At 31.7% G+C, this 13,602-nt stretch carries 14 protein-coding genes; 13 read left to right on the top strand and 1 reads right to left on the bottom strand.

The annotated features are described in order from the left end of the window. Positions 1-16 precede the first annotated feature (16 nt). The 8 genes from ACM6HU_RS22470 to ACM6HU_RS22435 all read left to right on the top strand — a co-directional run bounded on the left by ACM6HU_RS22470 (position 17) and on the right by ACM6HU_RS22435 (position 7,315). Positions 17-667 (top strand): hypothetical protein, encoded by a 651-nt coding sequence (locus ACM6HU_RS22470; protein ID WP_033671901.1) that lies wholly within the window; start codon positions 17-19, stop codon positions 665-667. Positions 668-840: 173 nt separating this feature from the next. After that, positions 841-1,764 carry an ABC transporter ATP-binding protein gene (locus ACM6HU_RS22465; RefSeq protein ID WP_016115154.1) on the top strand — a complete coding sequence of 308 codons (924 nt, stop codon included), beginning with the start codon at positions 841-843 and terminating at the stop codon, positions 1,762-1,764. Further along, positions 1,761-2,504, top strand: coding sequence for an ABC transporter permease (locus ACM6HU_RS22460; RefSeq protein WP_016115153.1), 744 nt, complete (start codon positions 1,761-1,763; stop codon positions 2,502-2,504). The genes ACM6HU_RS22465 and ACM6HU_RS22460 overlap by 4 nt, the downstream gene beginning before the upstream one ends. Before the next feature lie 15 nt (positions 2,505-2,519). Continuing rightward, complete coding sequence (locus ACM6HU_RS22455) at positions 2,520-3,257, top strand: ABC transporter permease (RefSeq protein ID WP_414848447.1); 738 nt, start codon at positions 2,520-2,522, stop codon at positions 3,255-3,257. 343 nt (positions 3,258-3,600) lie between these two features. Further along, the gene (locus ACM6HU_RS22450) at positions 3,601-5,241 is read left to right on the top strand and encodes a M3 family metallopeptidase (RefSeq protein WP_414848446.1); all 1,641 of its coding nucleotides are present in this window, start codon (positions 3,601-3,603) and stop codon (positions 5,239-5,241) included. 44 nt (positions 5,242-5,285) lie between these two features. Beyond that, entirely contained in the window at positions 5,286-6,038 is a 753-nt protein-coding gene (locus tag ACM6HU_RS22445; protein WP_016115150.1) for a WecB/TagA/CpsF family glycosyltransferase, read from the top strand. 49 nt (positions 6,039-6,087) lie between these two features. Then, positions 6,088-6,789, top strand: a complete 702-nt coding sequence (locus ACM6HU_RS22440) for a 5'-methylthioadenosine/adenosylhomocysteine nucleosidase (RefSeq protein ID WP_018765692.1) — start codon at positions 6,088-6,090, stop codon at positions 6,787-6,789. Positions 6,790-6,865: 76 nt separating this feature from the next. Next, positions 6,866-7,315, top strand: a complete 450-nt coding sequence (locus ACM6HU_RS22435; RefSeq protein WP_414848450.1) for a GNAT family N-acetyltransferase — start codon at positions 6,866-6,868, stop codon at positions 7,313-7,315. 51 nt (positions 7,316-7,366) lie between these two features. On the opposite strand, the gene ACM6HU_RS22430 is transcribed toward ACM6HU_RS22435, so the two are convergent. Further along, the gene (locus ACM6HU_RS22430) at positions 7,367-7,783 is read right to left on the bottom strand and encodes a hypothetical protein (protein WP_016115147.1); all 417 of its coding nucleotides are present in this window, start codon (positions 7,781-7,783) and stop codon (positions 7,367-7,369) included. Positions 7,784-7,957: 174 nt separating this feature from the next. On the opposite strand from ACM6HU_RS22430, the gene ACM6HU_RS22425 reads away from it, so the two are divergent. The 5 genes from ACM6HU_RS22425 to ACM6HU_RS22405 all read left to right on the top strand — a co-directional run bounded on the left by ACM6HU_RS22425 (position 7,958) and on the right by ACM6HU_RS22405 (position 13,527). After that, positions 7,958-8,605 carry a response regulator transcription factor gene (locus tag ACM6HU_RS22425; protein ID WP_414848445.1) on the top strand — a complete coding sequence of 216 codons (648 nt, stop codon included), beginning with the start codon at positions 7,958-7,960 and terminating at the stop codon, positions 8,603-8,605. Beyond that, on the top strand, positions 8,598-9,995 hold the full coding sequence (locus ACM6HU_RS22420; RefSeq protein ID WP_414848449.1) for a sensor histidine kinase: 1,398 nt from the start codon (positions 8,598-8,600) through the stop codon (positions 9,993-9,995). Before ACM6HU_RS22425 ends, ACM6HU_RS22420 begins: the two co-directional genes overlap by 8 nt. Positions 9,996-10,113: 118 nt before the next feature. Continuing rightward, positions 10,114-10,542, top strand: a complete 429-nt coding sequence (locus ACM6HU_RS22415; RefSeq protein ID WP_003198028.1) for a cell wall hydrolase — start codon at positions 10,114-10,116, stop codon at positions 10,540-10,542. Between the two features lie 589 nt (positions 10,543-11,131). Further along, the gene (locus ACM6HU_RS22410) at positions 11,132-11,626 is read left to right on the top strand and encodes a transglycosylase SLT domain-containing protein (protein WP_275857738.1); all 495 of its coding nucleotides are present in this window, start codon (positions 11,132-11,134) and stop codon (positions 11,624-11,626) included. A gap of 104 nt (positions 11,627-11,730) precedes the next feature. Then, complete coding sequence (locus ACM6HU_RS22405) at positions 11,731-13,527, top strand: Xaa-Pro dipeptidyl-peptidase (protein WP_088094107.1); 1,797 nt, start codon at positions 11,731-11,733, stop codon at positions 13,525-13,527. The last annotated feature ends 75 nt before the right edge of the window (positions 13,528-13,602 follow it).

Raw genomic sequence — 13,602 nt, 5'->3', positions numbered from 1 at the left:
GGAGGGAGTTAAAATGATGCTAGAAACAAAAAATTCTATAAATATGATAAATAATATAAATTATCATTTGGATCATAGTAGGAGGAACGATCAACATATAAAAATCTTTTCAAATAAACCAAACGTATTGCCATATCGTGTTTACAAACATCCATTGAATAAACAAATACCCCAAAAAGAAGTGATGAGTCTAGTTAAGCCGTTTATCCATATTGATACGTTAGCACAAATTCTATATGAAGTATTTCACAATCAAACATTGACAGCTTTAGTACCTATTCTGTTTGTTTTCCAACCGAATGCTATAAATGGTATATCTACACCTGGTGCTTATTCAATTGATTTTAATAATGATTATTTTATTCATTTAAAAGATATTAATATTCAAGAATTTAAATCAGGAATTGGTGAACAAAAAGGTCCCTTAGCTATTGGATATTTGATAAATAAAAACAAAAGTATCCAATATTCGAAAATATTTATGTACCAAAAATTACAAGAGCAAACTATAGAATGTATACTTGGGCTACAAAAGAAATTATATTTACATGGGGAGTTAGAAGAACAAATTCAAGTATCATTTAATTTCAATAAAATAATGTTGCCTTTAATTGTCTTACAGTGGATGAAACAAACAGTTTTACATGAAAGAAGTAACAAAAGATAATTAGTACAGCTGACGTGTGTCCAGAAACAATTCTGGCTACACCTCAAGTTAATACATGTAACTTCGTAACTAGCTTAATTGCATCAGCATTACCTGGGTTATCCAAAATGGATAGTAAGGAAAAATTTATAGGTAAAATTAACGGAAAATTCAGACGATAGGTGGTTGATTTTGTGAATAATCAAGTTTTAAACATTAAAGGTCTGCATAAAAAATATAAAGACAAACATGTTTTAAAAGGGATTGATTTAACTATAAAAAAGGGTGAAATATTTGGATTATTAGGCCCGAATGGAGCTGGTAAATCTACATTTTTTAAAATCATTTTAGGATTAATAGAAGCTGATGAGGGAACTGTAGAAGTATTGGGAATGGATATACAAAAGAATAGAATAGAAATCTTATCTAAAACAGGTTCATTAATTGAAGCTCCAACCTTTTATGAGCATTTATCTGGATACGAAAACTTATTAATTGCTTCTAAAATGAAAAATGTTCATGATAAAGAACATATAAAAGAACTTTTGAATTTATTTAAACTATATGAAGATCGAAACCGTGCTTTTAAAAAATATTCTCTTGGTATGAAACAACGTTTAGGATTAGCTGCTGCTTTCATAAATAACCCTGAATTATTAATATTAGATGAGCCTACTAATGGCTTAGATCCACAGGGAGTTTATGAAGTGAAAGAATTCATAAAAAAAGCTCCAAAAATGTTTAATTCTACTATAATCCTTTCAAGTCATATTTTAAGCGAAGTTGAACAAATGGCTGATCATATCGGGATTATTCATCAAGGAGAAATAAAATATCAAGGTTCGTTATCTTCTTTAAAAAATAAACAATCATTAAATATTGTTGAAGTTAGTGTTAATAATATAACTCTTACTGATAAACTACTTAAACAATCCAATTATACATTCAATGTAAAAAATAATATCTTTAGTATTGAATATTATGATGAGAAAACTCTGAATAATATTCAACAACTATTAGTAACGAATCAGATTTTTATTCAATCTTTCCAAACTAAAAAGCAGAATTTAGAGGAAGCATATTTAGATATTGTTGAACAAGGTGCTGTAAGTGTATGAGAAATGTATTAGCCACTGAGTATATAAAATATAGAAAAAGTCATTTTTGGTTTTTGGTTATCTTAGGACCTATTATACTTGCATTAGGTGAATTTGCTGGATTAAATTACTATAGTAATTCTCATACTATTAAATTAGAAACTATATTCGGCATAAATTTGCAACTTTTAAAATACATCTTAAACTTTTTTATTGTGTTTATTATAGCTAGTGTAAACAATGTCGAATATAAAAATTCTACGTGGAAAAGAACATTTACGTATCCAGTACAGAAATTTAGTGTGTATGTAAATAAGTTCCTTATTGTTATGGTTGCTCTTATTATTACAACCGTAATACATATGATTTGTACAGTGTTATTAATTCCAGGTTTAGGTATTTCTTTGGATGCGGTTTCAATGCAGCATGTGTTTGTTTTTACGTTATATCCATTTCTTATTAGTATTCCATTTTGTGCCTTGGCGTTCATTATATCCATTAATTTATCGAATCAATCAGTGATCGTTGCACTAGCTCTAGCTTCGTATCTTTTCGGCGATATATTAAGTTCAACTAAGCTTTGGTGGTTTCCTATTTCATATCAAATCTTATATTTTCCAATCAATTATGTGAATAATCTAGATGTTTTTAATACATTATGGTCATATGATAAATGGTACATGCTAGCAGGAATTCCTATTACCATTCTCATTTTAGGAATTGGATACATCTTATTTATTAAAATGAATAATAAAAACTAACAAAGGAGATCTCAAATGATAAATTTAATTTATTCCGATTGGATAAAAATAAGAAAACACCCGCAACAAATTGTATTATTCATCCTAGCACTTTTTCCGATTATATATTCAATGATTATGTATACTAAATATGTAGTAAAAGAGTATAATCATGGTTTGGATAATGATTGGATGGGCGTATGGATGTTGGCATCTTTCTTCTATGTTGGTTTTTTTCTTCCTGTTATTTCAGGGATGGTAACGGCCTTCCTGTGTCAGTTTGAAAACAAAACCAATTGGGAAATAATGCATCTATCTCCAAATACTAATTTTAAAATTGTTTTATCTAAAGTTGTATCCAGTGTATTATTATTTTCTGCACTACACTTAATAGTTTTAATAAGCTTATATTTATTTGGAATGTATTTTGATTTTACAGATCCATTTCCTTTATTATTCATGATTAAAGTATTTTTACTTTCTGTAGTTGCGACACTTCCACTTATTACAGTGCAACTCTTATTATTCTTATTTATTAAAACATCTATCACTTTTACATTTGTTAATATAATCCTATCTTTAATCGGTTTATTTCTTTTTTCAGAAGTAAAGTGGGGATTTGGATATATATGGTCTTTACCATTCAAGTCTATAGAATTAGTTGATCAAGGTATATTATCTATTGCTATATTATTGGTATCAATAGTTGCATTTACCATTGGTATGATTTTAATTACAGTACATTATGTAAAGTCATTGAGAAAGACAGTGTAAAATGAGAGTTGGAGCGTAGAGAAACTTAGTATTATCCCATATATGGGATAAGTATCTATTTTAATAAAATAGAATGAAATTTGGAAATAAATAAGGTTATATATGTTTAAAGAATGGCAGAATAACGGTTAGCCAACTTACATATCGGTAAATTATGAACGGAAAAGGAGTGGTTATGATCACTCCTTTTTGAGTTTATTTTACAATAATTGATTTGCACAGGATTGGTGGATTCACGGATTAAAATTCGGAATATTTGAAGATATGAAAATTGTTCCAAATCATATATAATTAGCTAATGAATGCGAGATTGTAACTATTTGTAAAAACAGGAGGCTATAATATGAATCAAATTATCGATCATCCAACGAGATGGGATTTGAAAAGGCTATATCCTGAATCAAAAGACCCTATGTTTTCTACAGAAATAGGGATAATAGAGCAATTAATAGAAACATATAAAGAAAATAGAGACTCAGTAATCCTCTCAAGAATTATACAAAGAATTGAAAAGGCAGAGTATTACTTTTATTGTCTTTCTGCTGAACACGCAGATGAATCTACAGCTGCTTTACCTCACACAAAAATAAATACTTTGAAAACAGAGGTTCGTTTATTACTACAAGAATCGAATCATGAAAAAAGTGACTTCTTCGAAAATCAAAATATCAACTTTATAGAAAATGAATTAAAAGCTTGGGAAGACATGTACATACAATTACGAAATAGATTAGAAGTACATCATAATAACGAGATATTATCATTTGGAAAAGCAAACTATCTTGCGATGAATGGTGAAACTCATCATGAAAGATTAGCGGCATTTTCTTCTCTTACAGAGGCATTGGAAAAGGAGAAAACAGTATTTGCTAGCGTACTTAATCAAATAGGTAGATTGCGTAACTTAAAAAGTAACCTGTTACAAGAACAGGAGGTATTGTCACAATCTCTTCAAGCAAACGGTATTTCTAAAAATGCATTATTGGAAATGTGGAATGCTATTGAAGGGAATCTTGAAAAGTTATCGAGTGTTATAGCGTTTCATAAAAGAAGTAAGGAGACGTTTACTTGGCATGATTTGATGATATTGGAAGAAAATAATCAGGTTCAAATTCCGTTTTCAATAGCAGTAGAAAATATATATGAGGCCTTAAAGGATATCGATGAAGAACTAGCACAATTTGCACAGCGCGCCATTACGAATAGGTGGGTTGATGCTGAGCCAAGAGATAATAAGCCTCCTAGTGGATTTTGCGCTCCTTTTTTAAGTGAAGGAGAATCTCGAATTTCATTACGGTATGATGGAACAATTGATAGTGTAAGAATATTAGCTCATGAATTAGGGCATGCATGGCATTTTTATGTAATGAGCAATGAGCAGTCTACTGCTTTTTTAGATGACTACCTTCCAATGTGTATGGCAGAATCAGCATCTATTTTCTTTGAGATGGTACTTGTAGATTACTTAGTTAAAATAGCAGAAAGTGAAAAACTGAAAAAATTATTGCTTAGCTGGAAAATCAGAAATAGCTTTAATTATGTAATGGCCATTCGAGCTTCATTTCAATTTGAACAAACATTTTATGAAGAAAGTCAAAAAGGACCTTTAAGTGCGGATGAATTAGAGAGATTATCTATACTTTCACAAAAAGCAGCTTATGGAAATTGTCTAACAGAATATCAACCTTTTGTTTGGATGAAATATGGTCAATTTTATACAGCGAATGTTCCATTTTACAACTATCCATATACATTTGGTTATCTACTAAGTTTAGGATTATTAGAAATTGCAAAACAAGATGGCGGTGAGTTTCATTCCAAATATAAAAAATTCTTGTGTGAGACAGGAAAGCGTCCAGTCGAAGAGTTGGTGAAACAATACTTTCACATCGATCTTGCCGATAATGAATTTTGGAAGAAAGCATTGCTTCAAATAAATAAGGATGTTGATGAGTATTTACAGCTTGTACAAGAGGAAGTTTAAGTCATTTATTATAAGAGAACACATAGGGGAAGTGTATGTAAGAAATGGAACAACAGTATATAAAAGGCATACCATTTTGTAGTTTAGAGTATAAGAGAGTAATAGATATATTAAAAAATTGGTTATCTGAAAAGGAAAATAAACCAAAGTTTATTGTTACAGCTAATCCTGAAATTGTGATGTCTGCTAAACAAACTTCAGCTGAATCTGTACGTTTCAAAAATATTTTACTATCCGCGGATTTAATAACAGCAGATGGAATAGGTGTGATACTCGGTTCTAAAATTTTAAAAGGAACATTGAAAGAACGTGTTACCGGTGCGGATTTGACTCATGATTTAATAGAGTATTGTAATCATGAGGGGTACCGGGTGTTTCTTTTTGGTGCTGCACCAGAAAGTAATGAGAAAGCATTAGGAAATTTGAAAATACGTTTTCCACATGCGGTTTTCGAAGGACAGCATGGCTTTGTGAAAAATGAGCAGATAGAAGAAGTCAAAGTTCGAATTCAACAATTCGAGCCACACTTGCTATTGGTAGGATTAGGATCGCCTAAGCAAGAGGTGTTCATCTATGAAAATCTTCAAAAATTAAAAGTCCCTCTATCTATTGGTATTGGAGGTATGATTGATATTTTATCCGGCACGGTAAAACGAGCTCCAAAACTAATGAGGGATTCTGGTACAGAATGGTTATATAGGTTAGTAACACAACCTAAAAGAATAAAACGACAGTTGATACTTCCAAAATTTCTAGTATCAGTTATGGCAGAGAGAGTCAGAAAAAGTGTCCATTAACTTTTTATAATAGAAACTTCATATATAATCGAGAAGAGGTAGACGACCAATGAAAAAAATCGGTATTATTGGAGCAATGCAAATCGAAATAGACTTACTTTTAGAAAAATTAGATATTTATGAGGAATATACAATTGCAAGAATGCCTTTTTATAAAGGAATATTTATGGATAAAGAGATTATTGTCACTCGCTGTGGTATTGGGAAGGTCAATGCCGCTTCGTGTGCACAAATTTTAATAGACAAATTTGAAGTGGATTGCATGATTAATACAGGTATTGCGGGAGGGTTACATCCTGATGTTAAAGTTGGCGATCTAGTTATTTCTACGAACGTTACACATCATGATGTAAATAAAAATCAAATGAAGAATCTGTTTCCATTCCAAGAAACATTTATTGCAAATCAGGAATTAAGAGAGCTTGCACGAAAAGCATGTAATACCAGTGGTTTAGACATAAATGTTCATGAAGGAAGAATTGTAAGTGGGGAATGCTTTGTTGAAGATGCAAAGCTAAAAGAGAAATTGCTGGATGAATATGCGCCTCATTGCACTGAAATGGAAGGATCAGCAATTGGGCATGTTGCCTTTATCAACGATATACCGTTTCTTATAATTAGAAGTATTTCTGACAGTGCGGATGATGATGCAACTAGTTCTTATGAAAACTTTGCAAAAATTACAGCCGATCAATCTTCAAGAGTTATAATGGAAATGATTAAGAATATATCAAGTAACACAGTTGTATGATTTATATGTAAAGAAGGGCCTCTTTAATAAAAGAGGCCTTGTTAAGTTAAAAGAAATTTTTAACAGAGAGGTGATTATAATAAAGATTGTAGAAATTAAAAAGATTATAGACCTTTCACAACTTGATATCACTCATCTTATAAAAGAAAGTAAAGAAGAGGGATTTCATTTTCTTCTGAAATTAGTAAATGAATACAAAAGCAAAACGAACACATTTAGTAAGGTAGGGGAAGGCTTATATGGTATTTTCCAAGGAGATACTCTAATTGGAATTGGTGGCTTAAATAAAGATCCGTATACGAGAAATGAAACAATTGGACGGTTACGAAGGTTTTATATGTCGAAAGCATATCGAAGGAAAGGGCTAGGAAACTTATTATTAAAGAAGATACTATCTGATGCGAAAGAGCACTTTCAAATTGTCGTTCTGTATACAGACACAGAACGAGCTAGTCAATTTTATACTTCAAATGGATTTCTGAAAAGTGAAGAACATAAAGGATCAACCCATTATGTGAAATTATAAAAAAAGATTCCGTAGACGATGCTTTATGGAATCTTTCTTTTTTATAAGTAATTATGATTTTACCTTTAAATGCCTCAATAAATGTTCAGGATGACCTTGCACATAATAAAAATGTGGATTGTTTTCGTCATCAAAAATCATGATATAGGGTTTTTCGTTAAGTGGAAGGAGTACAAGAACTTCATCTATTGTTGTATGTATCCATTGATTTGTAATAACTACAGGTTTAGACAACGGGATTTTTATCATATGGCCAGTTTTAGGGACAACGTTTAGATTTTTAAATGCTCCGGTAATTGATTTTGCATATTGTATTGCTTCTTTTTGAATTTCTATGTCTAGAGACTGTTTTTGTATAACCATTTCCTTTTGACAATCAAACACTTCAATTTGTTTATTTGTTTCTGCGAGAACAGTTGTTGATAATAAAAATGAAAACAGAAAAATGAATCCTATTTTTTTAAACATGGAACAACACCTCATATTTACTATTCCCTCAAATCCTATAAATATTTTTTGTCATATTCATGTAACAAAAATGTTGTACCATAACAAAGTAAAATAAGAAATTTATGTTACTTTGTTATGAAAATGATTACAATTTATAAGGCACATATAGATCGTTAATGGAGGAAGGTACGAGTGAGAGTATTAATCGTAGATGATGAGCAGGATATGCTTAAAATTTTAAAAGCTTATTTTGAAAAGGAAGGCTTCCAAGTTCTTTTAGCAAAGGATGGAGAAGAAGCACTTGAAATATTTTATGAAGTAAAAATTGATTTAGCAATTTTAGACTGGATGATGCCAAAAAGGAATGGGATCACTGTATGCCAGGAAATAAAAAAGAACTCGAGTGTGAAAGTATTGATGCTTACTGCTAAAAGTGAAAATGAAGATGAACTTGCGGCCTTACAAAGCGGGGCGGATGAATATGTGAAAAAGCCATTTCATCCAGGGATTTTACTTACAAGAGCTAAAAAACTACTGAATCAAGATGAAGTCATACAAGTTCAAAATCTAAAAATAGATTTGATAAAGAATAAAGTATATAAAAGTGATAAAGAATTAGAAATTACAAAAACAGAGTTAGAATTAATTAAATGTTTTTTAAATCATAAAGGTACAATATTAACACGTAAAAAGTTACTAGATATCGTATGGGGATTTGATTATTTTGGAGATGAGCGGACAGTGGATACACATGTTAGAAGGTTGCGGAAAAAAATAGGTGAGGATATTATAAAAACGCATCGTGGTTTAGGTTACAGTCTGGCGGATGAACGTGAATAAGCTTGGTAAAAAGCTCTTTGTCAGTATATCGTTAACAATCATTCTTATATTTACTATTTCATTATTGTTGATGAACTATTTTTTACCGAAATATAATATATATAAAACGCGGGAAAAGTTAAATACAATTACAAATCAAATTCAGTCTTTGCCTGTTGAACAATTAACAGATACTATAAATCAAATCGAGAATGAGAATAACGTAACAATTGTTTACACGCCAATAAAAAATACAGAAGATGAAATTAATGAATCGTTACGCTCTGGGCTTATAAAAAAGAGAGTGACATTGAATAAACTTTGGATTACAAAAGAAGAAGTAATAAAAGTAAAGAGTTCTGGACAAGCAAATAAATTATATGATCAAGAGAAGCTAAAAGCGAGTTTTTTTGCGAAATTTATTTCAAAAAATGAAATGTTAATCTTAGTGGGAGTATCTATTGCTCACTCGAATGAACTAATTGAGACACTTAATACATTTAATATATATATTTTTGGTTTTTCAATATTTCTTGTCATTGTACTTGTTTGGATATTATCAAAAACGATTACAACACCGTTGAAAGAATTAAGCGATGTTGCAGAAGATATTTCTCATCTTGATTTTAAGAGAACAAATGTAAAAACAAATGATGAAATTGGTGATTTAGCTAATAGTATTAATATTATGAGTGATAAATTACATGAAGCTCATCAAGACTTAACGAATAGAAATGAACATTTGAAGCGATTTATGGGGGATATTACCCATGAATTAAAAACACCTATAGCTTTAGTAAAGGCATATTCTATGGGAATTAAAGATGGTCTTGATGATGGGACTTATGTAGATACGATTATTAAACAAACAGATCAAATCACAAATTTAATAGAAGAGTTGTTACGATTTTCGAAATTGGAAAGAGATGTATTACAGAAGGAAGAATTTCAGGTAGTGCAGCTTATTCAAAGCGTTATTGATAAGTATGAAATTGAATTTCGTGCTAAAAATATACATTTACAAATGGATTTTAGAATGGAAGAACCTGTTATTTATGCGGATTTGGATAAAATGAAAATGGTATTTAATAATTTAATTTCAAATGCAATCAAATATACAACAAATCAAAATATCAAGATTGTATTGGAAGAGAGAAAAGATTATGTATATTTTAGTATTCAAAATGGAATTAATCCTGAAGTAAGTCAAGATATTGAAAAAATTTGGGAACCATTTTATGTATTAGAAGCTTCACGTAATAAAGAAATATCAGGAACTGGATTAGGATTAGCCATTGTAAAGAGTATTTTAGAACGACATGGTTTTGAGTATGGTGTCTCTATTATAAAAAATGAAATACAATTTTATATGTATATAGAAAAGAGCTTACGAAAGTTAAACATACTATAATTTGAAGAGGATGCTATGTCTAATATAAATTAATTTAGAAAACAACCTATATTAAACAAGTCATTATCCTGATCAATAAACAATACTATAAAGAGAAAAATATAATGGAGGTGGAGTCATGGGAGTTGTTAACGCTACAGATGCAGATATTGCACTTTTAGCAAGATTACTCAGAGCAGAAGCCGAAGGAGAAGGAACTCAGGGTATGTTACTCGTCGGAAATGTAGGAATTAACCGACTAAGAGCAAATTGTTCTGACTTTAAAAACCTTCGTACCATTAGACAAATGATTTTCCAAGAACATGCATTTGAAGCTGTTACGCATGGATATTTCTATCAAAGAGCAAGAGAAAGTGAAAAACGTTTAGCTCGTCGAGTTATCAATGGAGAGAGGTACTGGCCTGGGAAATTTAGTTTGTGGTATTTTAGGCCACCAGGCGATTGTCCTCAACAATGGTATAATCAGCCCTTTGTAGGACGTTATAAAAAGCACTGTTTTTTTCAACCAACAGCCGCAACCTGTGAACAAGTTTATAACACATTTTAAACACTGATAAAAAAGTCTGTAATTACAGAAAAACCAATCAAAAAATGAACTGCACCCTATAAAGTGAAACTTTAATCAGTGGGGGTTTTCTTCATCCCCCACTGATTATTAGTTGAACAAATCGGGCTTTTACGGACAGTTCATCTCCCACCTAACTTCTTTGCTTTCACCGAATTTTGAGGTGGGAGTGTTACTGTCCTAAAATAGCGGGATAAAGTGGACAGTTTAATAAAAAGACCTTTAGAAATTAAGCACTTAAAAAATGGTTCCGGTATTGTACGAAGGCACTGAAAAAGTGTTTGCTTTGAAAAAATAACACGCATTTTATCAATATGATGAAAAGAAAAAGGAGTCCATTACCTGTATATAGTAGGTGATGAACTCCTTTTTCTTATGAAGTGGACTTTTTCAGTGGCCTATATTGTACCGGAGCCATTTTTTTGAGTGTCCACGATTAGGGGGACAATTCAGATAACTTTCGCAAGCCCTTTTTATTTTTAAAAATTTTATTCTGTCAAATAGATGTCACATGAACATTTTATATTAAAAGTATACAGAATTAAACATAACCGATATAGGAGATGAATCTATGAAACAATTATTAAAATATATAGTAGTAATTTGTACTTTAACGCTTTTATGTTATGCAGCTTATATGAAATATGAAAAACAAAAGGAAATTGAAAATAATAAATTAATAATTACTGAAATCTCGAAGCAGTACGGTATACCAGAATGGATTCCACTTACAATTGCTGATCATGAAACGAAATTTAACCGAAAAGTAGTAGGTGATAACGGAACATCTTTTGGATTATTTCAGTTACACCGAGGTGGATTAGCACCTGCGCAACTATCAGAAGAAAATTTAACAGATGCGAAAACGAATGCGACAATAGCAATCTCACATATGGTGAGTTCCTATAAACGTGGAGTAAACAAAGGATTAACAGAATTAGCTCTTTTAAAATATGTTGCCAATACATCGGGATGGCCTGGAAATTTAGGAGAAGATTGGACAAATAATAATACGAAATATAATGTTGGGTTAGAGAAATCTTATAAGCTATATAAGAAAGATTAAAATATTACAAATTCCTCAAGTTTTCACCTCTTTATAAACTGAATTTTCTGTTATTTTGTTGTATAGTGAAAGAAGTGGTAGAAGAATATAAAGGGGGAAGGAATTTGAGGAAAAAACAGTTTGTAATTGCGCTTTCAGCAATGTTTTCTCTAACACTTACATCTGGCATATCTAGTATTACGGTACATGCAGAGCAGAAAGAAGAGAACTCAAAGAAATTTACTTTACCGCTAAATGGGAAAGTACCAGAAACGTTAGCTCAATCGACAAAGATTGAGTTAGAAAATGGAATGACGAAACCAATTTATTCACTTGATGAGGCAATTGTAGAAAATTTATTTGTAGAAACAGAGATTGATAGTGACCGAGATGGTAAAAAAGATCGTGTATCAATAAAAGTAATGCGACCGAAAACAGAACTAGGTGTGAAAGTTCCCGTTATTTATGAAATGAGTCCTTACCGTTCGGGAATAAAAGACGTACCAGTTTATAATGTAGATGAAGAATTACATCCTACTGGAGGCAAACCTTATGCAGGACCAGCTAATCTCGGTTCATACGGAAATTACTATGTTCCTCGTGGATATGCCGTTATTTTAGGGGAAAGCATTGGTACTGGAAAATCAGATGGATGTCCAACAACTGGTGATGAACAAGAAATCCTTGGTACAAAATCTGTCATTGATTGGGTAAATGGAAGAACAAAAGCATTTACAGAAGATGGTAAGGAAATAAAGGCGGATTGGTCTACAGGAAATGTGGGGATGACAGGTGCTTCATATAATGGCACATTGCCGAACGCTGTTGCAACAACAGGAGTTGAAGGGTTAAAAACAATTATTCCTATTGCCGCGATTAGCAGTTGGTATGATTATTACCGTGCAAATGGGGCAGTTGTTGCACCAGGTGGTTATCAAGGTGAAGATACAGATAATATGGCCGAAGCAGTATTAACGAGAAAAAATCCTGAAGTTTGTCAAAAAATCATTAAAGAGCTTACCGATGGGCAGGACCGAAAAACAGGAGATTATAATGATTTTTGGGACAAGCGTAACTACGTGAAGGATGCAAAAAATGTAAAGGCAAGTGTATTTGTTGTACATGGTTTAAATGATTGGAATGTAAAGACAAAACAGTTTTCACAATGGTGGGAAGCTTTAGGAGAAAATAATGTGCCACGTAAAATGTGGTTACATCAAGGAGGGCATGGGGGAACATCTAGTAATAACTGGCAGCAAACACAAAATAAATGGTTTGATTATTGGTTATACGGAATTGAAAATGGAATTATGAATGAACCGATGGTAGATGTACAGCGAGAAAATAAAACGTGGCAAAAATTAAAAAATTGGCCAGACCCTGCAGCAGCTCCGTCTAAAATACGTATGCTTTTAAGTAATAAAGCAGTAGATGTACCGCTTCGAATGGGTGCGGTACAACAAGTGTCTTCATTGTTAGATGATGCAAAAATTAAATCGAATCAATTACTAACAAATCCAGAATTAGAATCACCAAATCGGTTAGTATATGTAATGTCTAAGCTCGAAAAAGAAATGAGAATAAGTGGTACACCAAAAATTTCATTTAAGGGGAGTATTGATCGTCCAGTTTTAAATTTAACCGCATTACTTGTTGATTATGGCGGTGCGGAACCAGAAATTGTGACTAGAGGATGGATGGATCCACAAAACTTGAATGGAAAAGAACAGTCAACGCCAATTATACCAGGAAAAGATTACACATTTACATGGGACATGCAGCCAGATGATTATGTATTCCAAGCCGGCCATCAAATCGGAGTAGTATTAATTGCAAGTGACTATGACTATACGATTCGTCCAAAAGCAGGGACGAAACTTACAGTAAAGTTAAGTGAGTTAACACTGCCAATTGTAAAATAGAAGGAAGCCTCCGAATGTGGAGGCTTTTTTTGTACTGAAAAAAGGGGATGGATTCTAACATCAAATTGCCGAAAG

This window comes from Bacillus sp. IT-79MI2, from assembly GCF_949768135.1.
GTDB classification, from domain to species: Bacteria; Bacillota; Bacilli; order Bacillales; family Bacillaceae_G; genus Bacillus_A; species Bacillus_A pseudomycoides.
Note: the sequence above shows the minus strand (reverse complement) of the source record. Positions and strands in the feature narration are given on the sequence as shown.